This is a genomic window from Ruegeria sp. CH11, from assembly GCF_056537105.1.
Genome location: NZ_JBQFQX010000003.1, coordinates 105,625 through 130,689 on the forward strand (window position 1 = coordinate 105,625; position 25,065 = coordinate 130,689).

General features: G+C 58.6%; 29 protein-coding genes. 14 read left to right on the forward strand and 15 right to left on the reverse strand.

The window, feature by feature from the left end:
* The first annotated feature begins 29 nt into the window (after positions 1 to 29).
* The 3 genes from ACR0LX_RS06325 (at position 30) to deoD (ending at position 3,163) form a co-directional block, all read left to right on the forward strand.
* A complete protein-coding gene (locus ACR0LX_RS06325; protein ID WP_480782996.1) occupies positions 30 to 1,997 on the forward strand; it encodes a protein meaA in 1,968 nt (655 codons plus the stop codon).
* A 123-nt stretch (positions 1,998 to 2,120) separates the two neighbouring features.
* Positions 2,121 to 2,438, forward strand: a complete 318-nt coding sequence (locus ACR0LX_RS06330; RefSeq protein WP_480574825.1) for an H-NS histone family protein — start codon at positions 2,121 to 2,123, stop codon at positions 2,436 to 2,438.
* A gap of 14 nt (positions 2,439 to 2,452) precedes the next feature.
* Positions 2,453 to 3,163, forward strand: coding sequence for a purine-nucleoside phosphorylase (deoD, locus tag ACR0LX_RS06335; RefSeq protein ID WP_480782997.1), 711 nt, complete (start codon positions 2,453 to 2,455; stop codon positions 3,161 to 3,163).
* Positions 3,164 to 3,191: 28 nt separating this feature from the next.
* On the opposite strand, the gene ACR0LX_RS06340 is transcribed toward deoD, so the two are convergent.
* The 13 genes from ACR0LX_RS06340 to ACR0LX_RS06400 all read right to left on the reverse strand — a co-directional run bounded on the left by ACR0LX_RS06340 (position 3,192) and on the right by ACR0LX_RS06400 (position 11,741).
* Positions 3,192 to 3,386: a hypothetical protein gene (locus ACR0LX_RS06340; RefSeq protein ID WP_480782998.1), complete on the reverse strand. Its 195-nt coding sequence runs from the start codon at positions 3,384 to 3,386 to the stop codon at positions 3,192 to 3,194.
* 37 nt (positions 3,387 to 3,423) lie between these two features.
* Positions 3,424 to 3,555 carry a hypothetical protein gene (locus ACR0LX_RS06345; RefSeq protein ID WP_480782999.1) on the reverse strand — a complete coding sequence of 44 codons (132 nt, stop codon included), beginning with the start codon at positions 3,553 to 3,555 and terminating at the stop codon, positions 3,424 to 3,426.
* A gap of 150 nt (positions 3,556 to 3,705) precedes the next feature.
* On the reverse strand, positions 3,706 to 3,954 hold the full coding sequence (locus ACR0LX_RS06350; RefSeq protein WP_480783000.1) for a hypothetical protein: 249 nt from the start codon (positions 3,952 to 3,954) through the stop codon (positions 3,706 to 3,708).
* A gap of 87 nt (positions 3,955 to 4,041) precedes the next feature.
* Complete coding sequence (locus ACR0LX_RS06355; RefSeq protein WP_480783001.1) at positions 4,042 to 4,821, reverse strand: succinate dehydrogenase iron-sulfur subunit; 780 nt, start codon at positions 4,819 to 4,821, stop codon at positions 4,042 to 4,044.
* 12 nt (positions 4,822 to 4,833) lie between these two features.
* The gene (sdhA, locus tag ACR0LX_RS06360; protein ID WP_480783002.1) at positions 4,834 to 6,639 is read right to left on the reverse strand and encodes a succinate dehydrogenase flavoprotein subunit; all 1,806 of its coding nucleotides are present in this window, start codon (positions 6,637 to 6,639) and stop codon (positions 4,834 to 4,836) included.
* A 24-nt stretch (positions 6,640 to 6,663) separates the two neighbouring features.
* On the reverse strand, positions 6,664 to 7,038 hold the full coding sequence (gene sdhD / locus ACR0LX_RS06365; protein ID WP_480574805.1) for a succinate dehydrogenase, hydrophobic membrane anchor protein: 375 nt from the start codon (positions 7,036 to 7,038) through the stop codon (positions 6,664 to 6,666).
* Positions 7,039 to 7,049: 11 nt separating this feature from the next.
* Positions 7,050 to 7,433 carry a succinate dehydrogenase, cytochrome b556 subunit gene (gene sdhC, locus ACR0LX_RS06370; protein ID WP_480574802.1) on the reverse strand — a complete coding sequence of 128 codons (384 nt, stop codon included), beginning with the start codon at positions 7,431 to 7,433 and terminating at the stop codon, positions 7,050 to 7,052.
* 215 nt (positions 7,434 to 7,648) lie between these two features.
* On the reverse strand, positions 7,649 to 8,311 hold the full coding sequence (locus tag ACR0LX_RS06375; protein WP_480783003.1) for a DUF1194 domain-containing protein: 663 nt from the start codon (positions 8,309 to 8,311) through the stop codon (positions 7,649 to 7,651).
* 45 nt (positions 8,312 to 8,356) lie between these two features.
* Complete coding sequence (locus tag ACR0LX_RS06380; protein ID WP_480783004.1) at positions 8,357 to 9,055, reverse strand: DUF4344 domain-containing metallopeptidase; 699 nt, start codon at positions 9,053 to 9,055, stop codon at positions 8,357 to 8,359.
* A gap of 20 nt (positions 9,056 to 9,075) precedes the next feature.
* On the reverse strand, positions 9,076 to 10,104 hold the full coding sequence (locus ACR0LX_RS06385; protein ID WP_480783005.1) for a MaoC family dehydratase: 1,029 nt from the start codon (positions 10,102 to 10,104) through the stop codon (positions 9,076 to 9,078).
* Positions 10,104 to 10,310: a DUF1737 domain-containing protein gene (locus ACR0LX_RS06390; RefSeq protein WP_480783006.1), complete on the reverse strand. Its 207-nt coding sequence runs from the start codon at positions 10,308 to 10,310 to the stop codon at positions 10,104 to 10,106. Before ACR0LX_RS06390 ends, ACR0LX_RS06385 begins: the two co-directional genes overlap by 1 nt.
* 12 nt (positions 10,311 to 10,322) lie before the next feature.
* Positions 10,323 to 10,877, reverse strand: coding sequence for an NnrU family protein (locus ACR0LX_RS06395; protein ID WP_480783007.1), 555 nt, complete (start codon positions 10,875 to 10,877; stop codon positions 10,323 to 10,325).
* 6 nt (positions 10,878 to 10,883) lie between these two features.
* Entirely contained in the window at positions 10,884 to 11,741 is an 858-nt protein-coding gene (locus tag ACR0LX_RS06400; protein ID WP_480783008.1) for an HpcH/HpaI aldolase/citrate lyase family protein, read from the reverse strand.
* Between the two features lie 169 nt (positions 11,742 to 11,910).
* Between ACR0LX_RS06400 and ACR0LX_RS06405 the strand changes: the two genes are divergently transcribed.
* Positions 11,911 to 12,210 (forward strand): hypothetical protein, encoded by a 300-nt coding sequence (locus ACR0LX_RS06405; RefSeq protein WP_480783009.1) that lies wholly within the window; start codon positions 11,911 to 11,913, stop codon positions 12,208 to 12,210.
* On the opposite strand, the gene ACR0LX_RS06410 is transcribed toward ACR0LX_RS06405, so the two are convergent.
* Positions 12,207 to 12,962: a sulfite exporter TauE/SafE family protein gene (locus ACR0LX_RS06410; RefSeq protein ID WP_480783010.1), complete on the reverse strand. Its 756-nt coding sequence runs from the start codon at positions 12,960 to 12,962 to the stop codon at positions 12,207 to 12,209. The genes ACR0LX_RS06405 and ACR0LX_RS06410 overlap by 4 nt on opposite strands.
* Positions 12,963 to 13,122: 160 nt before the next feature.
* On the opposite strand from ACR0LX_RS06410, the gene mdh reads away from it, so the two are divergent.
* The 9 genes from mdh to lpdA all read left to right on the forward strand — a co-directional run bounded on the left by mdh (position 13,123) and on the right by lpdA (position 23,759).
* Entirely contained in the window at positions 13,123 to 14,085 is a 963-nt protein-coding gene (gene mdh / locus ACR0LX_RS06415; RefSeq protein WP_480574774.1) for a malate dehydrogenase, read from the forward strand.
* 322 nt (positions 14,086 to 14,407) lie between these two features.
* Positions 14,408 to 15,601: an ADP-forming succinate--CoA ligase subunit beta gene (gene sucC / locus ACR0LX_RS06420; protein ID WP_480574771.1), complete on the forward strand. Its 1,194-nt coding sequence runs from the start codon at positions 14,408 to 14,410 to the stop codon at positions 15,599 to 15,601.
* Positions 15,602 to 15,684: 83 nt separating this feature from the next.
* Entirely contained in the window at positions 15,685 to 16,566 is an 882-nt protein-coding gene (gene sucD / locus ACR0LX_RS06425) for a succinate--CoA ligase subunit alpha (RefSeq protein ID WP_170350627.1), read from the forward strand.
* 123 nt (positions 16,567 to 16,689) lie between these two features.
* Entirely contained in the window at positions 16,690 to 17,001 is a 312-nt protein-coding gene (locus tag ACR0LX_RS06430; RefSeq protein ID WP_480783011.1) for a hypothetical protein, read from the forward strand.
* 2 nt (positions 17,002 to 17,003) lie between these two features.
* Positions 17,004 to 17,546 carry a DUF805 domain-containing protein gene (locus ACR0LX_RS06435; RefSeq protein ID WP_480783012.1) on the forward strand — a complete coding sequence of 181 codons (543 nt, stop codon included), beginning with the start codon at positions 17,004 to 17,006 and terminating at the stop codon, positions 17,544 to 17,546.
* On the forward strand, positions 17,543 to 20,500 hold the full coding sequence (locus ACR0LX_RS06440) for a 2-oxoglutarate dehydrogenase E1 component (RefSeq protein ID WP_480783013.1): 2,958 nt from the start codon (positions 17,543 to 17,545) through the stop codon (positions 20,498 to 20,500). Before ACR0LX_RS06435 ends, ACR0LX_RS06440 begins: the two co-directional genes overlap by 4 nt.
* 3 nt (positions 20,501 to 20,503) lie before the next feature.
* A complete protein-coding gene (odhB, locus tag ACR0LX_RS06445) occupies positions 20,504 to 22,024 on the forward strand; it encodes a 2-oxoglutarate dehydrogenase complex dihydrolipoyllysine-residue succinyltransferase (RefSeq protein ID WP_480783014.1) in 1,521 nt (506 codons plus the stop codon).
* Positions 22,025 to 22,026: 2 nt separating this feature from the next.
* Positions 22,027 to 22,296: a hypothetical protein gene (locus ACR0LX_RS06450; protein ID WP_480574757.1), complete on the forward strand. Its 270-nt coding sequence runs from the start codon at positions 22,027 to 22,029 to the stop codon at positions 22,294 to 22,296.
* A 74-nt stretch (positions 22,297 to 22,370) separates the two neighbouring features.
* Positions 22,371 to 23,759 carry a dihydrolipoyl dehydrogenase gene (lpdA, locus tag ACR0LX_RS06455; RefSeq protein WP_480783015.1) on the forward strand — a complete coding sequence of 463 codons (1,389 nt, stop codon included), beginning with the start codon at positions 22,371 to 22,373 and terminating at the stop codon, positions 23,757 to 23,759.
* A gap of 17 nt (positions 23,760 to 23,776) precedes the next feature.
* Here the strand turns inward: lpdA and ACR0LX_RS06460 are convergent, their stop codons facing one another.
* On the reverse strand, positions 23,777 to 24,355 hold the full coding sequence (locus ACR0LX_RS06460) for a TetR/AcrR family transcriptional regulator (protein ID WP_480783016.1): 579 nt from the start codon (positions 24,353 to 24,355) through the stop codon (positions 23,777 to 23,779).
* Between the two features lie 102 nt (positions 24,356 to 24,457).
* On the opposite strand from ACR0LX_RS06460, the gene ACR0LX_RS06465 reads away from it, so the two are divergent.
* Positions 24,458 to 25,051, forward strand: a complete 594-nt coding sequence (locus tag ACR0LX_RS06465; RefSeq protein WP_480783017.1) for an NAD(P)H-dependent oxidoreductase — start codon at positions 24,458 to 24,460, stop codon at positions 25,049 to 25,051.
* Positions 25,052 to 25,065 lie beyond the last annotated feature (14 nt).

A 25,065-nucleotide genomic window follows, 5' to 3' on the forward strand; every position in this document is an offset into this window, starting at 1 on the left:
GTTACCCTTGGACTCACTAGGATTGCACCATGACGCAGACGCAGAAAGATCGCCCCTGGCTTATCCGCACCTATGCCGGTCACTCGACCGCTCGGGCGTCAAACGCGCTCTACCGGAACAATCTGGCAAAGGGTCAAACCGGACTTTCTGTGGCGTTCGACCTGCCGACCCAGACCGGGTACGACAGCGATCATACCCTGGCGCGCGGCGAGGTCGGCAAGGTTGGTGTTCCGGTCTGCCATCTGGGCGACATGCGCGTGCTGTTCGATCAGATACCGCTGGAACAGATGAACACCTCGATGACAATCAACGCCACAGCGCCTTGGTTGCTGGCGTTATACATTGCCGTGGCCGAGGAACAGGGCGCGGATATCTCGAAACTGCAAGGCACCGTTCAGAACGATCTGATCAAAGAGTATCTGAGCCGTGGAACCTATGTCTGCCCGCCGAAACCATCGCTGAAGATGATCGCGGATGTGGCCGAGTATTGCTATACCAACGTGCCGAAATGGAACCCGATGAATGTGTGTTCCTATCACTTGCAAGAGGCGGGCGCGACACCCGAGCAGGAGTTGGCCTATGCGTTGGCCACTGCCATCGCGGTGTTGGACGAACTGCGCCCGCGTGTCCCGGCGGAAGACTTCCCTGCACTCTGCGGGCGGATTTCATTCTTTGTGAATGCCGGCATCCGCTTTGTCACCGAAATGTGCAAGATGCGGGCGTTTGTCGATCTTTGGGATGAAATTCTGCAAGATCGTTATGGTGTCGAAGACCCCAAGTTCCGCCGTTTCCGCTATGGCGTTCAGGTGAACTCGCTGGGCCTGACCGAACAACAGCCCGAAAACAACGTCTATCGCATTCTGATCGAGATGCTGGCCGTGACTCTGTCGAAAAAGGCCCGCGCCCGTGCGGTGCAATTGCCCGCCTGGAATGAAGCGCTTGGCCTGCCGCGCCCATGGGATCAGCAATGGTCGATGCGGATGCAGCAGATCCTGGCCTATGAGACCGACCTGCTGGAATTCGGAGACCTGTTTGACGGCAACCCGACGGTGGATACCAAGGTCGAGGAGCTCAAGACCGGGGCCCGCGCGGTACTGGCCAATCTGGACTCGATGGGCGGCGCTGTCGCCTCCATCGAATACATGAAGTCGCGGCTGGTGGATTCCAACGCCGAGCGTCTCAACCGGATCGAACGCAATGAAACGGTTGTTGTCGGCGTGAACAAGTGGACACAGGGCGAGCCCTCGCCCCTGCAAACCGAAGATGGCGGCATCATGGTAGTCGACCCGGCGGTCGAACAGGAACAGATCTCGCGCCTGAGCGATTGGCGCGCCAAACGGGACGAAGCTGCTGTGAACCGGGCGCTGGCGGACCTGCGCAATGCGGCGAAAACCGGTGCCAATGTCATGGAGCCGTCCATTGCGGCAGCAAAGGCTGGCGTGACAACCGGGGAATGGGCCGAGGAAATGCGCAAGGCTTACGGCACCTATCGCGGCCCGACCGGCGTGTCTGGGTCGGTATCGAACAAGACCGAAGGGCTGGAGGACCTGCGCGCCTCGGTCGACGCAGTCAGCGACAAGCTGGGCCGCCGGTTGAAGTTCCTGGTCGGCAAACCCGGATTGGACGGCCATTCCAATGGCGCCGAACAGATCGCATTCCGCGCGCGTGACTGCGGCATGGACGTCAGCTATGAGGGCATCCGCCTTACCCCCGAGGAAATCGTCGCGGCAGCAGCAGCGGACGACGCACATGTAATCGGCCTGTCGATCCTGTCCGGCAGCCATCTGCCATTGGTCAAGGATGTCATGACACGTCTGGCGCAAGAGGGGCTGGACCATATCCCAGTGGTCGTCGGCGGCATCATCCCGGACGAGGATGCCGAGCAGTTGAAATCCATGGGCGTCGCAAAAGTGTACACGCCCAAGAATTTCGAATTGAACGCAATTATGGGCGATATCGTTACACTGGTTGATCCGCAAACTCTTGCCGCTGAATAGGCGGAAAATCCGCGCTGATCTTTTTCGATTCTAATTCCCCCTTGAAAGGGATAGACAACTTGGGCGAATGCGGTTTTGTCCAAGCGGTTTTGCATTGGGCAACCCTGACACACGGAGGGAATGATGGGGATCAATCTGGAAAACATGTCGCGCAAAGAACTGCTGGAATTAGGCGCGCAAGTTGAAAAAGCAATAAAAAACGCCGAAGTCCGCGAACGGAAAGCGGCCTTGAAAGCGGCTGAAAAGGCTGCCGCCGAATTTGGGTTTTCCCTGTCAGAGCTTTCGCCCGATTCGCAATTCTCTGCAAAAGGCACCAAGGCGAAAGCGAAGTACCGCAATCCGGAAAATCCAGTGCAAACCTGGACCGGCCGTGGCCGGAAACCGCAATGGATTCATGACGCTTTGCAATCCGGCGCCGATATCTCTGATCTAGAAATCTGACGGGCGGATTTGAAATGACAATTCATATTGGCGCTGAAAAAGGCGAAATCGCAGAAACAGTTTTGCTGCCGGGCGACCCATATCGCGCGAAATGGGCGGCAGAAACATTTCTTGACGATGTTCGGCAAATTAACGACGTGCGGGGCATGCTTGGCTTTACCGGTAGCTGGAAGGGAAACCCTGTCACTATTCAGGGCAGCGGAATGGGAATGCCCTCGCTGTCGATTTATGCCAACGAATTGATTCGCGATTATGGCGCCAAAACGCTGATCCGTATCGGGTCCTGCGGTGGAATGCAGGAAAACGTCAAAGTGCGGGACGTGATTGTGGCGATGACCTCGACAACGCTCAGCACCCCGTCGCGCGGGATCATGAAAGAGCTGAATTTCGCGCCCTGTGCCGATTTCGATTTACTTGAGGCGGCCGTCGCCGCCGCACGTGCCAAAGGTACGCCGACCCATGTTGGCGGGATTTATTCGTCGGACGTGTTCTACGATGAACGGCCCGACCTGAACGAACAGATGGTGCGCCACGGCATCCTTGGGGTCGAAATGGAAGCCGCCGAGCTTTACATCCTTGCCGCGCGCCACAACTGCCGTGCACTGGCGGTTCTGACCGTATCGGATCATTTGCTTACCGGCGAAGCCCTGCCCGCGTCCGAGCGTGAGCGTAGCTTTGGCGACATGGTTGAGATTGCTCTACAGGCGGCCTTTCCGAACGCCTAGACCAAGGACAGGGCGAAACGCCGCCCTTTCACTTTGGCGCGCCGCGCAGACAGGCAGTTGGGGCATCCGACCCGGCCTGCTGCGCCCCGCAATAGGCGCAGGTCCAGACACCCTCCTGTCGGTGTTGCCGCCAGCGGCAATCGCGGGTCAGGGATGTCGTTCTGGATCGCCAGACGAAATAGGCAAATACACCAGCGGCCAGTATCAGCAGCAGAATGGGCATGCTTATGCTTTGCCCATTCGTCGACCAAGTTCAAGTGTCAGGCTGCGTTGGCGTATTCGAACAGGTCGGGCGTACGTTCGTTTGTTGCTGGCGCCGGTTCTGGCATATAATAAGCCCAAGCCTGTTCCAGCGCCTCAAGCGCCTCGGATTTGCTGTCTTTCTTTTCCATCGAAGAGTTCCTGTTCTAAACCAGTCACCCCTCCCTGTTTGAATGGTAAGCCGGAAATCCGCCGAGTTCACCGCATCTTTTTGCAGTCTTGATATGATCAGAACGCAAGAGGCTGGCAGTTGTTTGTGCCAGCCCCGTTTGTTGCCGCGCTTATGCCGCCATGCAGGCGTTTGCCTTGGCCGCTTGTGCTTCGGTTACGCCATTACCGGGCACAAATACTTCGGTTTGTTTGCCGTCCCGCAATTCGTACTGCGTGGTAAATGAGCCGTTGATCCCCGCCTGCGCGGCGCAGTCCACTTGTTTGAATACAAGATCTGCCCGATTGCTGCTCGTTCCACCACAAGCCGCAAGAAAAGTGATTGCGATGGCGCAAAGGACGAAGATTGATTTTTGAGTCATTGAAGGTCTCCGATTATTCAATGCTCGCAGAACACGAAAAAACCCGAGGCGTTTCCACCCCGGGTTTAGAATTTTCTGGCACTGTGATCAAACTGCGCGGTCGACCATCATCTTTTTGATTTCGGCGATCGCCTTGGCCGGGTTCAGACCTTTGGGACAGGTCTTGGCGCAGTTCATGATGGTGTGGCAACGATACAGCTTAAAGGGGTCCTCAAGCTCGTCCAAACGCTCGCCTGTGGCTTCATCCCGGCTGTCGATGATCCAGCGATAGGCATGCAACAACGCGGCGGGGCCGAGATAGCGGTCGCCGTTCCACCAATAGCTGGGGCACGAGGTTGAGCAGCTGGCACACATCACACATTCATACAGACCATCCAGCTTTTTGCGGTCTTCGATGGACTGTCTCCACTCTTTTGCGGGGCGGTTGGTCTTGGTTTCCAGCCACGGCATGATCGAGGCGTGCTGCGCATAGAAATGCGTCAGGTCCGGGATCAGGTCCTTGACCACCGGCATATGCGGCAACGGATAGATTTTCACGTCGCCCTTGATCTCATCCATGCCGTAGATACAGGCCAGCGTGTTGATCCCGTCGATATTCATCGCGCAGGAGCCGCAGATGCCTTCGCGGCAGGACCGGCGGAAGGTCAGAGTCGGGTCGATCTCGTTCTTGATCTTTATCAGCGCATCCAGAACCATCGGGCCGCAGCTATCCATATCGACGAAATAGGTATCGACGCGCGGGTTCTGGCCGTCATCCGGGTTCCAGCGATAGATCTGGAACTTGCGCACGTTGGTCGCGCCTTCTGGCTTGGGCCATGTCTTGCCCGTTGTGATCCGGGAATTTTTGGGGAGGGTCAGTTGTACCATAAGTTCCTCTCCTTAGAACGTCCGCGCCTTGGGCGCGATCTTCTTGAGGCTGATGCCACCTTCGTCTTCGGTGGTCAGCGGATCAACGATCACAGGGCGATAGCTGAGGTCTACCTTGTTGCCCTCGACGCGGCTGACAGTGTGGACCCGCCAGTTTTCATCGTCACGCTCGGTGAAGTCCTCATGCGCGTGCGCGCCGCGCGATTCTTTGCGCGCCTCGGCCCCGACGATGGTAGCCAGCGCGCTTGGCATCAAGTTGGTCAGCTCCAGCGACTCCATCAGGTCGCTGTTCCAGACGAGGCTGCGGTCCGAGACTTTCAGATCGTCCATCTTGGCGGCGATCGCAGTCATTTTCTCGACACCTTCCGCCATAGTCTTGGCGGTCCGGAACACGGCTGCGTCTTCCTGCATGGTGCGCTGCATCTCAAGCCGTAGATCGGCAGTTGGAATCGCGCCGCTGGCATTGCGCACCACGTCAAAGCGATCGAACGCTTTATCGACCGATGCCTGGTTCAGCACCGGGTTCGGTGCATCCGCATCCACAACCTTGCCCGCCTTGATCGCTGCCGCACGGCCAAAGACCACAAGGTCGATCAACGAGTTCGATCCCAAACGGTTCGCACCATGGACCGAGGCGCATCCGGCCTCACCCACAGCCATCAGGCCGGGCACAACGGCAGTTGGATTGTCGGCGGTGGGGTTCAGAACCTCACCCCAATAGTTGGTCGGGATACCGCCCATGTTGTAGTGAACCGTTGGCAGAACCGGGATCGGTTCCTTGGTGACATCCACCCCGGCAAACACGCGCGCGGATTCCGAAATGCCCGGCAGACGCTCAGCCAGTGCTTCTGCGGGCAGGTGGCTGAGGTTCAGGTGAATGTGATCTCCATTATCACCGTGACCGCGGCCTTCGCGGATTTCCATGGTCATCGAACGTGAGACGTAGTCGCGCGGCGCGAGGTCCTTGTACTGGGGCGCGTAGCGCTCCATGAACCGCTCGCCTTCCGAGTTGGTCAGATATCCGCCCTCGCCCCGTGCGCCTTCAGTGATCAGACAGCCTGAACCGTAGATGCCGGTGGGGTGGAACTGCACGAACTCCATATCCTGCAGGGCGAGCCCCGCGCGGGCGACCATGCCGCCACCATCACCGGTACAGGTATGGGCCGAGGTTGCGCTGAAATAGGCGCGGCCATAGCCGCCGGTCGCCAGCACCACCATCTTGGCGTTGAAGACATGCATCGTGCCGTCGTCCAGCTTCCAGCAGACGACGCCCTGACATTGCCCGTCATCGGACATGATCAGGTCGATGGCAAAATATTCGATATAGAACTCGGCGTTGTTCTTCAGCGACTGACCATAAAGCGTGTGCAGGATCGCGTGGCCGGTCCGGTCAGCGGCTGCACAGGTACGCTGCACCGCAGGGCCTTCGCCGAACTCGGTGGTGTGACCGCCGAACGGGCGCTGATAGATCTTGCCCTCTTCGGTCCGGCTGAACGGAACGCCATAATGTTCCAGTTCATAGACGGCCTTGGGCGCCTCACGCGCCAGATATTCCATCGCGTCGGTATCGCCCAGCCAGTCCGAGCCCTTGACCGTATCGTACATGTGCCACTGCCAGTGGTCCGGCCCCATGTTCGATAGTGACGCAGCGATACCGCCTTGGGCAGCAACAGTGTGCGAACGGGTCGGGAAAACCTTGGTTACACAGGCCGTGCGCAGCCCCTGCTCGGCCATACCCAGCGTTGCGCGAAGGCCAGCTCCGCCTGCCCCAACAACCACCACGTCATATTCGTGGGTTTCATATTCATATGCAGTCATCGTTTGAATTCCTTACCGCGCAAATCACAGGGCGAGCTTGACGAGGGCGAACAGCCCGGCAGCGATCAGAGTGTATCCGAAAGCAGCAACGGCCATCAGGCTCAGCTTTTCTGCGACGCCGTGAACGTAGTCTTCGATGGCGGCCTGTGCCTCGCGCACTAGGTGCAGAATGACGACAACCAGCGTCAGCGCCGTGATGATCGCCGGGAATGGACGGCTGTAATAGGCCAGAACCTCTTCGTAGGTTCCGCCCAGACCGGCAGCGAAGGTGAAGACAAACAGGGGCACCAAAAACACCAGCGCGGTCGAGCTTGCCATCATCTGCCAGTGATGATGCGTACCCTGCCCACCGGCACCCATGCCCTGTGCGCGTTTACGGTCTGTCAGATAGTTCTGCATGGTCCGTCTCCTTAAACCGCAATCGCCGTGATGAACGCCAGAATGGTGGCGAGGACGAACATGCCGATGCCCATCTTCTCGGATACGGCAACCTCGACGCAGTAGCCAAGATCCCAGATCACGTGACGCAACCGGCCCAGCATGTGATAGAAAATCGCCCAGGCCGCGAGGAACATCACCAGATCACCCAACCAGCTTCGCATCAGCCCATCGATGACGTTGAACGCACTCTCAGAGGTTGCAGCCGCCAAAAGCCACCAGACAACAAAAAAGGAAACCGCCAACGCGGCAAGACCCGTAATCCGCACCATGATCGAGGATATCGACGTCATCTGCGGACGATAAATGGTGAGGTGTGGTGAAAGAGGGCGATTGCCCCGATTTACATCGGCCATGTTGGCTCCTTTTCGGTTGGCTACCGAAGGTTTTACCGTTTTTTGCGACTCTGTCACGTGCTGCGGGTGCAAAAAACATCGAATCTTGCATTAAATCCCAGATAAATCGGGTATGTGATCACGCAAAATTATCTTGTGATCACAAATTGCATTCACCTCGCGCAATGTTAGCGTTTTCAAGGGGAAGCTATTGTGATCACGAATCTGCTGCGGCGTCATTCCAGACCCGCCGTTTGTTGAGTCACTTCGCGCAGCAGCTTCTTTCTTATGCGTTCGGGGTAGTCCGCAAACCCGGCGGCCGAGACTACGAAGGCACCCTCGCCAACAATGACATTTTCAAAAAAATAGGCGGTCAGGTCCGGCTCGCTTTCCTCGATGGCGATGGCGTTAACCGTGATGCCCCGGGCGTTCAGCAGACCGCGCATTTCGGATGGCTCAACGCCTTCGTTCGAGACCCCGTCCCCGGACAGGTCAATCAAATGCCGCCCGCAATCGGCGACAGCGTCAAAGCTTGCCACCGTCATCTCAAGCGCTTCGCCTATCGCGGTCGAGAAGTTTCGCCACACACGGGGATCAACGGCGACCTGATCTGCAAAGGCGTCCAGCGCAGCAAAGCTGTCGATGCGTGTCCAGGGAATGGTGATGCGCTGGCGTGAACTACCCGTCCATTGGACCAACATCAGACGGGCTTGCCCCTGAACCAATGCTTCGGACACTACGGGGTCGCGCAGCCCTGCGGCCAGACCATCCATCTGAATTCGGAACTCGCTGGAATCGACCGACCCGGATACATCGACGGCCAGCGCCAATGCCAGATCACAGGCGACGGCAGGTGTCGCAAGCAAACAAGCCAGAGGAGCTGCGCGCAGGAATTGCATAGGGCGAGCCTAACACAAATGCGCAGTTTGACTCTCAATTTCGCGTCAGGGCGCAATCTCGCGCAGCCAGTTCTCGAATTCCGTACAGATCACGATGTCTTTGTCCTCGAGGTTGTAAAATGCGTTTGCCTCACCGCATTGTTCGACCCGAACATCCAAGCGGAGCGGCAGGTTGAAAACCTCGTTCAAGGCCGCGACTTCGTCAGCCATTATCACCCCGGCAAACGTCGACGCGTCGCCCTGGTATCGGATCGAACGTCCGCTGCCGGCGATTTCATCAAAGACCGGCCCCCAACTGTCATTGGCAAGCTGGAACTCGTCTTCGCAGGTTTCCTGACGTTTTTCGGGCAGGCCCAAGTCATCGGCCATAGCTGCGCGGCTGTCCATGTCCGCCCCCGCGAACAGGCACACAAGATTGTAGTAACGCTGAAGATCGGGGCCGTGCACCCCCCAATACAGGATGTCATCACCAGCAGCATTCGCCTCGCCCAGAAAGCCGAAAGCGGCGTCATAAGCGATACTGGTCGCGGTTGTCTCGTCGAACAGCGCGTCGATGAGAAGTACCGAGGCCACATCGGCCGCGTCCTCTTCCTGGCCAAAAACGGGCAGCTGTAGGATGTCGATGATCGCGTGTCCAAGCTCGTGATAGAAGATGGACAGCAGGTTTGCCTCGACGAACTCGTCGGTGCTTGCGGCGACCGGGGAAGCCGCAGCAAAGGCGCAAGCTGCGAGTTGCTTTAACATCGCGACCCCTTTCACGGCGGCTACTTGGGCATCAGCGCCCAGACGTCCAGATCCAGCAATACGTCGGACAAATACCGCCCGTCATCACCTTTCAACGCAAAGGGTTCACCGTCATTTGTAGCCACCAGTCGCAGACGGATGGCGCCCACGCCGGGCGCATCCGTGTCCGCCTTGTCCAACACTTCAGACCAGGCCTTGATCGTCTGGCCCGCAAAACAGGGGTTGGCATGGGCCCCACCATTGAGGCCAACAATCATCTGCGCGTTGGCCAGACCGTTGAATGACAAGGCCCGTGCCATCGAGATTACATGACCGCCATAGATCAACCGCCCTTCGGGGCGGAAAGTCAGGTCGAAATGCACCTTGGCCGTGTTCTGCCACAGGCGGGTAGCCAGCATATGCTCGGCCTCCTCCACGGTGACGCCATCGACGTGATCGATTGTCTCACCCACCTCATAATCGCCCCAGCGATGGGTCTCGCCCGCCTGCGCGTCGTCATAGGACGAAAAATCCAGCCCTTCGGGCACGACCAAATCCTGCGGGTTCAGCACCTTTTTCAGCTCGGGTATCAGCGTCTCGGGCGCGGGCGCGTCCAAATTCGATTTGCGCACCATCACCCAACGAACATATTCGAGGACGGCCTCGTCGTGCTGGTTGAGGCCACGTGTGCGCACATAAACGACCCCGGTCTTGCCGTTCGAGTTCTGCTTGAGTCCAATCACTTCGGATTCTGACCGCAGCGTGTCACCGGGATAGACCGGCTTTAACCAGCGTCCTTCGGCATAGCCCAGATTGGCCACCGCGTTCAGCGATATATCGGGAACGGTTTTGCCAAAAACCACATGGAAGGCGGCGAGGTCATCAATCGGGCTTTGTGGCAGGCCGCTTTTTCGGGCGAATTCATCCGAGGAGTAGAGCGCGTGCCGCGCCGGGTAAAGCGCGTGGTAAAGCGCCCGTTCGCCATCCGTCACCGTGCGGGGAACCGCGTGATGCAGCACTTGCCCTATTGAATAATCTTCGAAGAAATTGCCCGGATTGGTCTTTGCCATCATTGCTGTCCAAGTTTCATGTCGGAGGAATAATCAGCCGCAACCTCTTTGATCACCGCCTGCGCGCAGCGCATCACATTGTTTGCGGCGTCAAAGGCGTAAGAAGGATCGCCATACAGGTCCCACCCTTTCGCCAACGCGTCCGAGACCTTGTGGCAAAAGGCCGAGGTGTCTTCCTCGGTCAGCAACCGATAGAGTTTTGCCATAATGTCTGCTCCTTATGATCCGAACGGGGACGGGCCGACCAGCCCGTGAACATAGCCGACAACGCCAAGCAGCACGATCGAAGCCACAAAGAACATCGCATCCTTGCCATAGGTGCCAGGCTCGCCAGGGGTCCAATCGGGTTCGGACTTGTTGATCACGATCACCTCAACCACCGCCCAAGCCAGCAACCCGCCAAACAGGACGATCGACGCCAGATCGCCATTCACCAGAAGATGCGCGAATGCCCATAGCTTGAAACCACCCAGCATCGGGTGACGTACTTTGTTCAACAGGCGGCCTTTGGTTCCGGCCGGGCTCGCCATGTAGAAGGCAATCAACACCAACAAGTTGTTGACGTGGATCAGGAAGGTTGGCGGAGCCCAGACATGGATGAAGTCTGTCATGCGATAGCCGAAGATCATCAACAATATCGAGGCCACCAAGGCCAGCGCCACGACGCCTTTGCCCGCGTCGCCCATGGCGGCACGACGCTCCGGCATCACGCGTTTGAACAGATGTGCCGCCCACCAAAGCGCGACACCAAGGATCAGAAGAACAAAGCCCATGCTGGCTTACCCCGTTTGCAAAGCTACTATCGCCTCCGCTTTTGCCAGAGTTTCGCGGGCAGTTACAACGTGTAGGTTTTCAACAATCTTACCGTCGACAACTGCAACGCCTTGCCCCTGTGACTCGGTCTGCTCAAATGCGGCGATCTGGCGGCGGGCCAAATCGATCTCGGCGTCCGACGGGGCAAAGGCTGTATTGGCAATCTCAACCTGCGCCGGGTGGATCAGTGTTTTGCCGTCAAAACCCATATCCCGGCCTTGTTCACATTCGGCGGCCAGACCCTCGCCGTCTTTGAAGGCGTTATAAACGCCATCGACGATGATCAGCCCCTCGGCCTTCGCCGCCAGCAGGCACAACCCAAGCGAGGTCATCATTGGCAACCGATCCGGCCGAAAGCGGGTCTGCAATTCCTTGGCAAGATCGTTGGTCCCCATGACGAACCCGGCCATCAGCGGGTGGGCGGCAATTTCCGCTGCATTCAGCATCCCGCGCGGCGTTTCCATCATCGCCCAAATCGGCATGTCGCCCGTGATCGCGGCCAGCGCGTCCACATCGGCAGCCGAACTGACCTTGGGCAAAAGAACATAGTCCGCATCCATCTGGCGCACGGCTTCGGCATCGGCACGGCCCCATTCCGTATCCAGGCCGTTGATGCGAACGATCTTGACCCGCGAACCATACCCTCCGGCTGTCAAAGCGGCCCTTAGCGTTTCGCGCGCATTGTCCTTTTCATCTGCCGAGACCGCATCCTCGAGGTCGAAAATGATCGCGTCCACCGGCAAGGTGCGCGCTTTCTCCATGGCCCGATCGCGGGACCCGGGGATGTAAAGAACGGAACGATAGGGGCGCTGACGGAGGTCCATTGGCCTCTCCCTTTGAAAGAATGTTGCGCGGAATGGGGCATTTTTTGCCGGAAAGTTCAAGGAGAAATTTGCCGCAACGCAGCATTCGCAATGCAACGTGCGGCGATTTAACCAAATTTCTGTGCGTTACCTGCAGCCTGACGACAGATGGAAGCATATGGGGTGACGCATGAAAAAGACGCTTATCAAGATGACAATGGGCCTTGGGATCATGGTTCTGGCCGCGCAGCAATTGCAGGCGCGCACCTGCGCGCCACGCGATGACGTGGTTAAGCGGCTGACCGAATCCTATGGCGAAACGCGCCGCAGCATCGGTATCGCCCGGCAAGGCGCGGTGATGGAGGTCTATGCTTCTGAGAAGACCGGCAGTTGGACCGTTACGGTTACGCTCCCAGACGGGATGACCTGCCTGATCGCATCTGGCCATGCTTACGAGGACATGGCCGAGGCCTTGCCACCGAACGTCTAGGTCAGCGCGTCCCAGATCAATTTGCTGCCGGTGAGGGTCAACAGCACATAGGCTATGGCAAAAAACAGGCGCTCGGACAGCATGAAGTGCGCCCGAACGCCCAGCCAGGCCCCAAGAATGGCAAAGGGTGCCAACAGAAGATCGGCCAGCGCCGTGTGCCAGGTGAACAGGCCCAGATAGGCGTAGGGAACAAATTTGGTCGTATTGATGACCCAGAAGACCAGCACTGTGCTGGCTTGAAACTCGGTTTTCGTCAGCCTTTGCGATAGCAGGTAGACCGCCGCTGGCGGGCCGCCCGCGTGGCTGACAAAACTGGTAAAACCGGCAACAAGCCCTGCGATCATCCCGGCGGGCGGTGGCAACCGATTGGCAAAGCCCCGGATCAGACCTCGGCTTTGGGCGATGTGCCAGATCACGAAACCAACTGATATTCCGCCGATAAGCAAGCGCAACAAGTCGTCATTTGTGGCACGGTACAGCCATGCGCCCAGTGCGACGCCTGGAACCGCGCCCAGAATCAGCAGGCGCGAATCCGGCCAGTTCCAGCGTTTCCAGTAGGGTCCCAGCGTGGCCACGTCGATCACCATCAGGATCGGCAGCATCAGCGCCAGCGCCTGACCGGGCGTCAGGATCAAAGCCAGAATCGACGATGAGGCGAAGGCCACGCCGGACCCGAATCCACCTTTCGAGATACCGGCAAAGACCACCGCAGGGATCGCCACAGCAAAAAACATCAGGTTCAAATCGAACATGTGGCGATCCGTGAATTGACTTATCTAACAGGTCGTTTAGCGCAACCACCGGGTCGTCTGCAATCGGTATGCGGTTGCATGCCGCGCCCCATAACCCTTGCGCGAATGCCATTTACCGACTAGCACAACCGCGATTTTAATCCGACCGGAGATATTCCAAATGGCCAGACCCAAGATCGCGCTGATCGGCGCAGGTCAGATCGGCGGCACGCTCGCCCACCTCGCAGCAATGAAGGAACTTGGCGACGTCGTCCTGTTCGACATCGCCGAAGGCACCCCGGAAGGCAAGGCGCTGGACATTGCCGAATCCGGCCCCTCGGAGGGCTTTGACGCCAAGTTGAAGGGCACCCAGTCTTATGAGGATATCGCAGGCGCGGATGTCTGCATCGTCACCGCTGGTGTCCCGCGCAAACCTGGCATGAGCCGCGACGACCTGCTGGGCATCAACCTGAAGGTCATGAAGTCGGTTGGTGAAGGCATCGCCGCCAACGCACCCGACGCGTTCGTCATCTGCATCACCAACCCGCTGGACGCGATGGTCTGGGCCCTGCGTGAATTCTCGGGCCTGCCGCACAACAAGGTCTGCGGCATGGCAGGCGTTCTGGACTCTGGCCGTTTCGCGCATTTCCTGTCGGAAGAGTTCAACGTCTCCATGCGCGACGTGACCGCCTTTGTTCTGGGCGGCCATGGCGACACCATGGTGCCATCGGTGCGCTATTCGACCGTTGCCGGCATCCCGTTGCCCGATCTGGTCGAGATGGGCTGGACCACGCAGGACAAGCTGGACGCCATCGTCCAACGCACCCGTGACGGCGGCGCTGAAATCGTTGGCCTGCTGAAGACCGGCTCGGCCTTCTACGCACCTGCAACCTCGGCAATCGAAATGGCCGAAGCCTATCTGAAGGACCAAAAACGCGTTCTGCCATGTGCGGCCTATTGCGACGGCGAACTGGGCGTCAAAGGCATGTATGTCGGTGTCCCCACCGTGATCGGCGCAGGTGGCATCGAACGTGTCGTCAACATCAAGCTCAACGAAGAAGAGCAGGCCGGTTTTGACAACTCGGTCAACGCTGTGAAGGGCCTGATTGAAGCCTGCAAGGGTATCGACAGCTCGCTGGCGTAAGCACCCTTCGGTCTTGCATTCAAACCGGCCCCGAAAGCGGGCCGGTTTTCTATTTGGACCGCCACGCAGCTTGCAACGTGAACCGTCGCAAATGTTGGCGCAAACGACGCAAGCACCCTTTTTGAATGTGTTTTCCCGACGCGCAAAAGATATTTCGAATCAAATTTGCGGCGCGCCCAACTTTGTGATCACACCCCAAAAACCTGTGATCACAAAAAGAGAAAATCTTCGGTAAAAACCCACCTGACATCAAAAAACCCTTTAAACATATCCCCTAGACACGCCTATAACGGTTCAATCGTAGTCAAACGGGACAGTTTCGATGAACATTCACGAATATCAGGCCAAAGCTCTTTTGCGCAGCTATGGCGCGCCGGTTTCTGACGGTCGCGCAGTTCTGCGCTCCGAGGAAGCCAAAACCGCAGCGGGCGAACTGGATGGTCCTCTGTGGGTCGTCAAGGCTCAGATCCACGCAGGTGGCCGCGGCAAGGGGTCTTTCAAAGAAGCTGACGCCGGGGAAAAGGGCGGCGTCCGTCTGACCAAATCCGTCGAAGAGGCTGCCGAGGAAGCCAAGAAGATGCTAGGTCGCACGCTGGTCACACACCAGACCGGCCCGGCGGGCAAGCAGGTGAACCGCATCTATATCGAGGCTGGTTCCGGCATCGAGACCGAGATGTATCTGGCCCTGTTGGTGGATCGTCAGACCAGCCGCATTTCCTTTGTCTGCTCGACCGAGGGCGGTATGGACATCGAAGAGGTGGCCGCAGCCACGCCCGAGAAAATCCTGTCCTTCTCGGTCGATCCTGCCACTGGATATCAGCCCTATCATGGTCGTCGCATCGCGTTTTCGCTGGGTCTGCAAGGCGCGCAGGTCAAGCAATGCGTCAAGCTGATGAGCCAGCTTTATTCCGCCTTCGTCGAGAAGGACATGGAGATGCTGGAGATCAACCCGCTGATCGTCTCCGACAGCGGCGACCTCAAGGTGCTGGACGCCAAGGTTGGCTTTGACGGCAACGCGGTTTATCGCCACCCGGACATTGCCGAGCTGCGCGACACAACCGAGGAAGACCCCAAGGAACTGGAAGCCAGCAAATACGACCTGAACTACATCGCGCTGGATGGTGAGATCGGCTGTATGGTGAACGGCGCCGGTCTGGCGATGGCCACCATGGATATCATCAAGCTGTATGGGGCCGAGCCTGCCAACTTCCTCGACGTTGGCGGCGGTGCCACCAAAGAGAAAGTCACTGAGGCGTTCAAGATCATCACCTCGGACCCGCAGGTCAAAGGCATCCTGGTCAACATCTTCGGCGGCATCATGCGCTGTGACGTCATCGCCGAAGGCGTAGTCGCCGCGGTGAAAGAGGTCGGCCTGCAGGTTCCGCTGGTCGTGCGTCTGGAAGGCACGAACGTCGAGAAAGGCAAAGAGATCATTAACACCTCGGGCCTGGACGTGATCGCGGCGGACAACCTGAAAGACGGTGCCGAGAAGATCGTGAAGGCCGTCAAAGGCTGAGTGTCATCCCGTAGGGTGGGCTTTAGCCCACCTTTCCCAAGATTTCGGCGGGCTGAAGCCCGCCCTACAAAGGAGAACGCCAGATGGCAGTCCTCATCGACGAAAATACCAAAGTGATCTGTCAGGGCTTTACCGGCTCGCAGGGCACATTCCACAGCGAACAGGCCATTGCTTATGGCACCAAGATGGTCGGCGGCGTGACCCCCGGCAAAGGCGGGATGACACATCTTGACCTGCCCGTTTTCAACTCGGTCCACGAGGCCAAGCATGTGACTGAAGCCAATGCCAGCGTGATCTATGTTCCGCCGCCTTTCGCAGCCGACTCGATCCTCGAAGCGATTGATGCCGAGATGGAAGTGATCGTCTGCATCACCGAAGGCATCCCGGTTCTGGACATGATGAAGGTCAAGCGCGCGCTGGAAGGTTCAAGCTCGCGCCTGATCGGGCCGAACTGCCCCGGTGTCATCACGCCTGATGCTTGCAAGATCGGCATCATGCCCGGCCACATCCACAAGCGCGGCTCGGTCGGCGTTGTGTCCCGCTCGGGCACCCTGACGTATGAGGCCGTGAAACAGACCACCGATGTGGGTCTGGGCCAGTCCACTTGTGTGGGCATCGGCGGCGACCCGATCAAAGGGACTGAGCATATCGACGTGCTTGAATGGTTCCTGGCCGATGACGAGACCGAGTCGATCATCATGATCGGTGAGATCGGCGGCTCGGCCGAAGAAGAAGCCGCTCAGTTCTTGGCGGATGAGGCCAAGAAGGGCCGCAAAAAACCGACCGCCGGCTTTATTGCAGGCCGCACAGCCCCTCCGGGCCGCCGCATGGGCCACGCGGGCGCGATTGTCGCCGGCGGCAAGGGCGGTGCCGAGGACAAGATCGAAGCCATGCGCAGTGCCGGTATCGTCGTGGCCGAAAGCCCGGCGCAGCTGGGTGAGGCTGTGCTGGAAGCGATTGGGTAAGATGCAACACGCGCTGATCTCAGAACCGAGCGCGGCACCCGACCCGAGGGTGGGCGAGAAGCGCCTGCCCTCGGGGGTGGGTCGGGCGCTGCCCGACTGTAGCCGCCGCGTGAGATGTCCAAGATGACTATTCTCAAGACCATAGGCTTTCTATGCTGTCTTATCGGCGGATTTCTGGCCTTGTCCTATTGGGGTTTGTCGTATCCGGAGCGCCTGGCTCAAGAAAAAGCACCAGACGGAATTAGAGTGGTCTTGGTCGATTTCCCAAGTGACCCAAACATCGTGTCCTTTGATCCGGTTCTGATTTCTTCGGATGAATTGTTCGCGTTCGGAAGACAGCTTTGTGGCGATCCTCCGGTTATTTCAGAGTTGACGCCGACGTTCCTCGACAGGTTGCGCGACCATCAACGCGCTAGCATAGTTTGCGGGTTATAAAGATGACCTTCTCCGACGCCATCCGCACCTGTTTCTCCAAATTCTTCACCTTCTCAGGGCGTGCCTCGCGGCCCGAATACTGGTTCTTTTTCCTGTTCATCGTGATCTGGAATATCATCGCCGGGATCATCGACTGGCAATTCTTCACACAGGTCACCACAACCGAGGCGGACGGTGTCACGACCACGACCGCGACTTCCTCGGCGCCGGTGCAGAGCATCGTCGGCCTGATCGTTTTTATCCCGCACCTCGCGGTCGCGTGGCGACGGATGCATGATACCGGGCGCAGCGGGCTTTACGCTTTGCTGCCGATCCTGCTGATCCTCGGGGCCTTTGCGGTGCTGATCTTTGGCATCGGCCTTGCGTCCAGCTTCCAGCATGGCGGCAATCTGGACATCCTGTTCACCCGCGCCACTTTGCTGATCGTCATTCCGACACTCATCGTCCTGTTTGTGTCGCCCCTTCTGGTGCTCTGGTGGCTGACCCGCCCCAGTGAACCAGGCACCAACAAATACGGTCCCAACCCAACAGAGGTAACTCAATGACCGAACATACGCCCAACACTGCCTTTCATGCCTCAAGCTTTATGCAGGGGCATAATGCCGAATATCTGGAGCAGTTATACGCCCAGTACACCAGGGATCCTGGCGCGGTGGATGCCGCCTGGGTCGAATTCTTCCGGCAGATGGGTGACGCCACTCCGGATGTACAACGTGAGGCCGAGGGGCCGTCCTGGGCGCGAACCGACTGGCCGCCGATGCCGACGGACGATCTGACGGGTGCCCTTACCGGCGAATGGGCCGAGATCGACGCCAAGGCGGCGGGCAAGAAGATCAAGGATAAGGCCGCCGACAAAGGGGTCGTTGTCAGCGAAGACCAGATCAAGCGCGCGGTGCTGGACAGTCTGCGGGCGCTGATGCTGATCCGGGCCTATCGCATCCGGGGTCACCTGGCCGCCAATCTTGATCCGCTGGGCATGCGCGCTGCCAGCACGCATCCCGAACTTGACCCCAAGACCTATGGCTTTACCGATGCCGACATGGATCGGCCGATCTTTATCGACAACGTGCTGGGACTGCAGATGGCCAGCATGCGGCAGATCGTCGAGATCGTGAAGCGGACCTATTGCGGCACCTTCGCGCTGCAATACATGCATATTTCGAACCCGGAAGAGGCCGCTTGGCTGAAGGAGCGGATCGAAGGGTACGGCAAGGAAATCCAGTTCACCAAGGAAGGCCGCAAAGCCATCCTGAACAAGATGGTCGAGGCTGAAGGCTTTGAGAAATTCCTGCATGTCAAATACATGGGCACCAAGCGCTTTGGTCTGGATGGTGGCGAAAGCCTGATCCCGGCGATGGAGCAGATCATCAAACGCGGTGGCGCGCTGGGTGTGCGCGACATCGTTATCGGGATGCCGCACCGGGGTCGCCTGAACATCCTCGCCAACGTGATGCGCAAGCCATATCGCGCCATCTTCAACGAATTCCAGGGCGGCAGTTTCAAGCCCGAAGATGTGGATGGCTCGGGTGACGTGAAATACCACCTCGGTGCCTCTAGCGATCGCGAGTTTGACGGCAACAGCGTACACCTGTCGCTGACGGCCAACCCCTCGCACCTTGAGGCGGTAAACCCGGTGGTTCTGGGCAAGGTCCGGGCCAAGCAGGATCAGTTGAAGGATGATGACCGCACCGCGGTAATGGGCATTCTGCTTCATGGTGATGCAGCCTTTGCCGGTCAGGGTGTGGTGGCCGAAGGGTTTGGCCTGTCCGGTCTGCGCGGCCACAAAACCGGTGGCACCATGCATATCGTGGTGAACAACCAGATCGGATTTACCACTGCGCCTCATTTCAGCCGCTCCAGCCCCTATCCCACGGATATCGCGCTAATGGTCGAGGCGCCGATCTTCCACGTGAACGGCGACGACCCCGAGGCCGTGGTCCACGCCGCCAAGGTCGCGACCGAGTTCCGCCAGAAGTTCCACAAAGACGTGGTCATCGACATCTTCTGCTATCGCCGGTTCGGTCATAACGAGGGCGACGAGCCCATGTTCACCAACCCGATCATGTACAAAAAGATCAAGACGCATAAGACCACGCTGTCTCTGTACACTGAACGTCTGGTCAAGGACGGCCTGATCCCCGAAGGCGAGATCGAAGATATGAAGGCCGCCTTCCAGGCTCATCTGAATGATGAGTTCGAGGCCGGCAAGGACTATAAGCCCAACAAAGCCGACTGGCTGGACGGGCGCTGGTCGCATCTGGACAAGAACAAAGAAGAATATGTGCGCGGCGACACCGCCATCACCCCGGACACGCTGGCCGAGATCGGCAAGTCCCTGACCCATGCGCCGACGGATATCGCAGTACACAAGACAGTTGCCCGACTTCTTGAGCACAAGAAACAGATGTTCGGATCCGGCACCGGCTTCGACTGGGCCACGGGTGAAGCACTGGCCTTTGGCTCGTTGCTGACCGAAGGGTACCCGGTACGGTTGTCCGGTCAGGACGCAACGCGCGGTACGTTCAGTCAGCGCCATTCCGGCTTTGTGCATCAGGAGAACGAGGAACGATACTATCCGCTCAACAATATCCGGCCCGGGCAATCGCATTACGAAGTGATCGACTCGATGCTGTCGGAATATGCGGTGCTTGGCTTCGAATACGGTTATTCGCTAGCCGAACCCAATGCGCTGACCCTGTGGGAAGCGCAGTTCGGCGATTTCGCCAATGGTGCGCAGATCATGTTCGACCAGTTCATCAGCTCGGGCGAAAGCAAATGGCTGCGGATGTCCGGGTTGGTCTGCCTGCTGCCCCACGGCTTCGAAGGGCAGGGCCCCGAACACTCGTCGGCACGTCTGGAGCGGTTCCTGCAGATGTGCGGTCAGGACAACTGGATCGTGGCGAACTGCACGACGCCTGCGAACTATTTCCACATCCTGCGCCGTCAGTTGCACCGGACCTTCCGCAAGCCGCTGATCTTGGTCACGCCAAAATCGCTGCTGCGCCACAAACTGGCGGTCAGCAGGGCCGAGGAATTCACCACGGGTTCCAGCTTCCACCGGGTGCTGTGGGACGACGCGCAGCACGGAAACTCGGACACCAAGCTGGTCAAGGATGACAAGATCAAGCGCGTGGTGATGTGTTCCGGGAAGGTCTATTACGACCTACTGGAAGAGCGGGACGCGCGCGGGATCGACGACGTCTATCTGATGCGGATCGAGCAGTTCTATCCCTTCCCCGCGCATTCGCTGATCAACGAGCTTGAGCGCTTTAAAGGTGCCGAGATGATCTGGTGTCAGGAAGAGCCCAAGAACCAGGGGGCCTGGACCTTTATCGAACCCAATATCGAATGGGTGCTGACCCGCATCAAGGCCACACATACGCGACCGCGATATGTCGGTCGCGCCACATCGGCTTCGCCCGCAACGGGCCTGGCCAGCCAACACAAAGCCCAACAAGAAGCGCTGGTGAACGAAGCGCTGAGCATTGAAGGAAAGTAAACGATGTCAATTGAAGTTCGTGTTCCCACGCTTGGCGAATCGGTAACCGAAGCCACGGTTGCGACATGGTTCAAAAAACCCGGCGACGCGGTCGCCGTGGATGAAATGCTCTGTGAGCTTGAAACCGACAAGGTCACGGTCGAAGTCCCTGCCCCAGCTGCTGGTGTGATGGGCGAGGTTGTAGCCGCCGAAGGTGAAACAGTCGGTGTCGATGCCTTGCTCGCGACCATCACAGCCGGTGAAGGTGCGGCTGCAGCCCCTGCGGCTGCGGCAGCCCCGGCACCCGCAGCGGCCCCGGCGGCGGCATCGGCTGGCAGCGTTGATGTGATGGTGCCGACGCTGGGTGAATCCGTGACCGAAGCGACGGTGTCCACATGGTTCAAACAGGTTGGCGACAGTGTCGCGCAGGATGAAATGCTGTGTGAATTGGAAACCGATAAAGTCTCGGTCGAGGTTCCGGCCCCGGCGGCCGGCGTGCTGGCCGAAATCGTCGCTCCGGAAGGTGCAACGGTGGATGCAAGTGCGAAACTGGCGGTGATCTCGGGTGCCGCGGCTGGTGCAGCAGCAGCCCCCGCAGCAGCGGCGGCAGCCCCGGCAGCAGCGGCAAGCACCGGCAAAGATGTGGCAAACGCACCATCGGCAGAGAAAGCGATGGCCGAGGCTGGCCTGTCCGCCGATCAGGTAACCGGCACGGGTCGCGATGGTCGCATCATGAAGGAAGATGTGGCCAAAGCGGTTGCAACCGCCTCGGCCCCGGCGTCCGCTCCGTCTGCGCCCGCCCCGGCAGCTCAGGCGCCACGCGCGCCCGTCGCAGCGCAGGATGCATCGCGCGAGGAACGTGTCCGCATGACGCGCCTGCGCCAAACCATTGCCAAACGTCTGAAAGATGCGCAGAACACCGCCGCGATCCTGACCACCTACAACGAGGTGGATATGACCGAGGTGATGGCCCTGCGCAATCAGTACAAGGAGCAGTTCGAAAAGAAGCATGGTGTCCGGCTTGGCTTTATGTCCTTCTTCACCAAGGCCTGCTGTCACGCGCTGAAAGAAGTGCCCGAGGTCAATGCCGAGATCGATGGCACCGACATCGTCTACAAGAACTTTGTGCACATGGGCGTGGCGGCCGGTACGCCGCAGGGCTTGGTCGTTCCTGTGATCCGGGACGCTGACAGCATGTCCTTTGCCGCGATCGAAAAGGCGATTGCCGAAAAAGGCCGCCGCGCCCGTGACGGCAAGCTGAGCATGGCGGAAATGCAGGGCGGCACGTTCACCATCTCGAACGGCGGTGTCTACGGCTCGCTGATGTCCTCGCCGATCCTGAACCCGCCGCAATCCGGCATTCTGGGCATGCACAAGATCCAGGACCGTCCGATGGTCATCAATGGTGAGATCAAGATTCGCCCGATGATGTATCTTGCCCTGTCTTACGATCACCGGATCGTCGACGGTAAAGGCGCTGTAACTTTCCTTGTTCGCGTAAAAGAGGCACTGGAAGACCCACGCCGCCTGTTGATGGATCTGTAATCATGGCAGCACATGTACTCTGGCAGGCCGATGTGGCCGACTTCGATGCCTGGTTGAAGGTTTTTCGGGAAGACAAACCCATGCGAGAGGCCGCGGGTATCCACGACCTCCATGTCTGGAAAGATCCCGATCAGGCCGACCACGCGGTCGCAATGTTCGAGGTGGCCGACCTGACGCGCGCGCGCGAGTTCTTTGACTCCGAGGAGTTGGCCATGCACCACGAACGGGGTGGCGTGGCGCATATCCAGGTCAAAGTGCTGGAACCGGTTTGAACTCAGAAATTTCGCCCTTCCATCGGCAGGGCATCGCTTTCACTAGTAAACTCTACGGGGTTTAGGAGAACAAAATGTCAAATTATGACGTCATCGTAATCGGAGCGGGTCCCGGCGGCTATGTCTGCGCCATCCGCTGCGCTCAACTGGGTCTGAAAACCGCCGTGGTCGAAGGGCGCGACACGCTGGGCGGCACCTGCCTGAACGTGGGCTGCATCCCGTCCAAGGCGCTGTTGCATGCCAGCCATCAACTGCACGAGGCCGAGCACAACTTTGCCAAGATGGGTCTGAAGGGCAAATCGCCTTCGGTCGATTGGAAGCAAATGCAGGCCTACAAGGATGAGGTCATCGACGGCAACACCAAAGGCATCGAATTCCTGTTCAAGAAGAACAAGATCGACTGGCTGAAGGGTTGGGGCTCGATCCCCGCCGCCGGTCAGGTCAAGGTGGGGGACGAAGTTCACGAGGCCAAGAACATCATCATCGCGTCCGGGTCCGAGCCTTCGTCCCTGCCCGGCGTCGAGGTCGATGAAAAGGTTGTCGTCACCTCAACCGGTGCGCTGGCGCTGGGCAAGATCCCCAAGAAGATGGTGGTGATCGGCGCGGGTGTGATCGGACTAGAACTCGGCTCGGTCTACAGTCGTCTGGGGGCTGAGGTGACGGTGATCGAATTCCTCAAGGAAATCACGCCCGGTATGGACCCCGAGGTGCAGAAAACCTTCCAGCGCATCCTCAAGAAGCAGGGCCTGAAATTTGTCATGGGCGCGGCGGTGCAAAAGACCGAAGCGACCAAGACCAAGGCCAAGGTCACCTACAAGCTGCTCAAAGATGACAGCGAACATGTGATCGACGCGGACACGGTGCTGGTTGCCACAGGGCGCAAGCCGTATTCCGACGGGCTGGGGCTGGACGCTCTGGGTGTCGAGATGACGCCGCGTGGCCAGATCAAGGTCGGGGCGGACTGGCAGACCAATGTGCCTGGCATCTATGCGATCGGCGATGTCACCGAAGGCCCGATGCTGGCGCACAAGGCCGAGGATGAAGGCATGGCCGCCGCCGAACAGGTCGCAGGCAAGCACGGACACGTGAATTACGGCGTCATTCCCGGTGTGATCTATACCTGGCCCGAGGTCGCCAATGTCGGCGAAACCGAAGCGACGCTCAAGGAACAAGGTCGCGCCTACAAGGTTGGCAAGTTCATGTTCATGGGCAACGGTCGCGCCAAGGCCAATTTTGCCGCCGACGGGTTTGTGAAAATCCTCGCCGACAAGGAAACCGACCGCATTCTGGGCGCGCATATCATCGGCCCTGCCGCAGGTGATCTTATCCATGAGGTCTGCGTCGCCATGGAATTCGGCGCTTCGGCCGAGGATCTGGCCCTGACCTGCCATGCCCACCCGACCTATTCCGAAGCCGTGCGCGAGGCCGCGCTGGCCTGCGGCGACGGACCGATCCACAGCTAATTGAAAGACCCCGGCGATTACCTCGTCGGGGTCAACCACGCCTCGAGATAGGTGTTCAACCTGTCATCGAAACTGGTCGATGCGTGCAGGGCACAAAATCTAAGCGACATGGACTGAATGGCGAACGCCTGCACCCCTTCCGCCAACAGCTCAGAGGGGACGTCTTTGCGCATGTTGGCGTCTTCGAGCCACATCATGACGACCCTGAAATACCGTTCGAAGAAATAGGCAATCGGTCCGATTTCGGCGATCGCTGTTGCGCCCGAATACCTGATGAGCAGGTCGAAAACATAGCGTTCAACCGTCATGAAACTGTGCACCGGGCCAAGCGCCGCGATGATCTCGGGCACGGATTTTGGCGGCGATCCCGCCTCGGCCTGATCGAGACAGGCATTCAGTTTCTCCGCCAGCAGGATTTCCATTAGCGCATCTTTGTCCCGGAAATGCGCAAAGAATGTTCCCTTGGCCACGCCAGCAGCCTGAACCACTTCTTCGACCCGCAAGGCTTCGTATCCACCCTTCTGAATCACGTTTTCGGCGGCAGAGATCAGGCGCGCGCGTGTTTTGAGAGTTCGTTTTTGAATCGGCTTTGGCATAGTGCTTGGTGGCACAATTTTTGACCGTGGTCAAATTTTTAATTGACCGTGGTCATTTTTTCGTTTTAGAAAGTGACCGTGGTCAATTTATGGAGAATCGTTATGCCTGCTAAGAAGATATTCGTTCTGGATGGACACCCCGCCAGAACCAGCCTGTCGCGCACTTTTGCGCAAACCTATGCGGACGCTGCACTTGCCGAGGGTCACGAGGTTCGAATGGCTCATCTGAGCGATCTGCAATTCGATCACGACTATGGTCAGAGCAGTTACGAGGATTACAAACCACTTGAACCAGTGCTCGAACAGGTTTTGCAGAATCTCGAGTGGAGCGATCACCTGGTTCTGACCACCCCAATGTGGTGGGGAGGTCTGCCCGCCAAATTGAAAGGCCTGATCGACCGGACATTCATTCCTGGCCGAACCTTTGATACGCGCACAACCACGAAGATCGGATTTCCGGCACCGATGCTGACGGGGCGTACCGCGCGGGTGATCATGACATCAGATACGCCAGGTTGGTTCATGCGTCTGGTCTATCGGCAAGCGCTTTTGCGCCAACTTCGCGACCAGATTCTGGGCTTTGTCGGATTTAAACCCACGCGCTTTACCTATTTTTCCGCAGCGAGCCACCCAAAGCCCGGAAGCGTCGAACGCTGGATCGACAATGTCGCCAAAATGGGTGCGGCTGTGCATTGAAGCCAGCGCCGACA

Coding starts and splice junctions, on each gene's coding strand:
- ACR0LX_RS06325 (WP_480782996.1), top strand. CDS start 30: ATGACGCAGACGCAGAAAGATCGCCCCTGGCTTATCCGCACCTATGCC.
- ACR0LX_RS06330 (WP_480574825.1), top strand. CDS start 2,121: ATGGGGATCAATCTGGAAAACATGTCGCGCAAAGAACTGCTGGAATTA.
- deoD (WP_480782997.1), top strand. CDS start 2,453: ATGACAATTCATATTGGCGCTGAAAAAGGCGAAATCGCAGAAACAGTT.
- ACR0LX_RS06340 (WP_480782998.1), bottom strand. CDS start 3,386: ATGCCCATTCTGCTGCTGATACTGGCCGCTGGTGTATTTGCCTATTTC.
- ACR0LX_RS06345 (WP_480782999.1), bottom strand. CDS start 3,555: ATGGAAAAGAAAGACAGCAAATCCGAGGCGCTTGAGGCGCTGGAACAG.
- ACR0LX_RS06350 (WP_480783000.1), bottom strand. CDS start 3,954: ATGACTCAAAAATCAATCTTCGTCCTTTGCGCCATCGCAATCACTTTT.
- ACR0LX_RS06355 (WP_480783001.1), bottom strand. CDS start 4,821: ATGGTACAACTGACCCTCCCCAAAAATTCCCGGATCACAACGGGCAAG.
- sdhA (WP_480783002.1), bottom strand. CDS start 6,639: ATGACTGCATATGAATATGAAACCCACGAATATGACGTGGTGGTTGTT.
- sdhD (WP_480574805.1), bottom strand. CDS start 7,038: ATGCAGAACTATCTGACAGACCGTAAACGCGCACAGGGCATGGGTGCC.
- sdhC (WP_480574802.1), bottom strand. CDS start 7,433: ATGGCCGATGTAAATCGGGGCAATCGCCCTCTTTCACCACACCTCACC.
- ACR0LX_RS06375 (WP_480783003.1), bottom strand. CDS start 8,311: ATGCAATTCCTGCGCGCAGCTCCTCTGGCTTGTTTGCTTGCGACACCT.
- ACR0LX_RS06380 (WP_480783004.1), bottom strand. CDS start 9,055: ATGTTAAAGCAACTCGCAGCTTGCGCCTTTGCTGCGGCTTCCCCGGTC.
- ACR0LX_RS06385 (WP_480783005.1), bottom strand. CDS start 10,104: ATGGCAAAGACCAATCCGGGCAATTTCTTCGAAGATTATTCAATAGGG.
- ACR0LX_RS06390 (WP_480783006.1), bottom strand. CDS start 10,310: ATGGCAAAACTCTATCGGTTGCTGACCGAGGAAGACACCTCGGCCTTT.
- ACR0LX_RS06395 (WP_480783007.1), bottom strand. CDS start 10,877: ATGGGCTTTGTTCTTCTGATCCTTGGTGTCGCGCTTTGGTGGGCGGCA.
- ACR0LX_RS06400 (WP_480783008.1), bottom strand. CDS start 11,741: ATGGACCTCCGTCAGCGCCCCTATCGTTCCGTTCTTTACATCCCCGGG.
- ACR0LX_RS06405 (WP_480783009.1), top strand. CDS start 11,911: ATGAAAAAGACGCTTATCAAGATGACAATGGGCCTTGGGATCATGGTT.
- ACR0LX_RS06410 (WP_480783010.1), bottom strand. CDS start 12,962: ATGTTCGATTTGAACCTGATGTTTTTTGCTGTGGCGATCCCTGCGGTG.
- mdh (WP_480574774.1), top strand. CDS start 13,123: ATGGCCAGACCCAAGATCGCGCTGATCGGCGCAGGTCAGATCGGCGGC.
- sucC (WP_480574771.1), top strand. CDS start 14,408: ATGAACATTCACGAATATCAGGCCAAAGCTCTTTTGCGCAGCTATGGC.
- sucD (WP_170350627.1), top strand. CDS start 15,685: ATGGCAGTCCTCATCGACGAAAATACCAAAGTGATCTGTCAGGGCTTT.
- ACR0LX_RS06430 (WP_480783011.1), top strand. CDS start 16,690: ATGACTATTCTCAAGACCATAGGCTTTCTATGCTGTCTTATCGGCGGA.
- ACR0LX_RS06435 (WP_480783012.1), top strand. CDS start 17,004: ATGACCTTCTCCGACGCCATCCGCACCTGTTTCTCCAAATTCTTCACC.
- ACR0LX_RS06440 (WP_480783013.1), top strand. CDS start 17,543: ATGACCGAACATACGCCCAACACTGCCTTTCATGCCTCAAGCTTTATG.
- odhB (WP_480783014.1), top strand. CDS start 20,504: ATGTCAATTGAAGTTCGTGTTCCCACGCTTGGCGAATCGGTAACCGAA.
- ACR0LX_RS06450 (WP_480574757.1), top strand. CDS start 22,027: ATGGCAGCACATGTACTCTGGCAGGCCGATGTGGCCGACTTCGATGCC.
- lpdA (WP_480783015.1), top strand. CDS start 22,371: ATGTCAAATTATGACGTCATCGTAATCGGAGCGGGTCCCGGCGGCTAT.
- ACR0LX_RS06460 (WP_480783016.1), bottom strand. CDS start 24,355: ATGCCAAAGCCGATTCAAAAACGAACTCTCAAAACACGCGCGCGCCTG.
- ACR0LX_RS06465 (WP_480783017.1), top strand. CDS start 24,458: ATGCCTGCTAAGAAGATATTCGTTCTGGATGGACACCCCGCCAGAACC.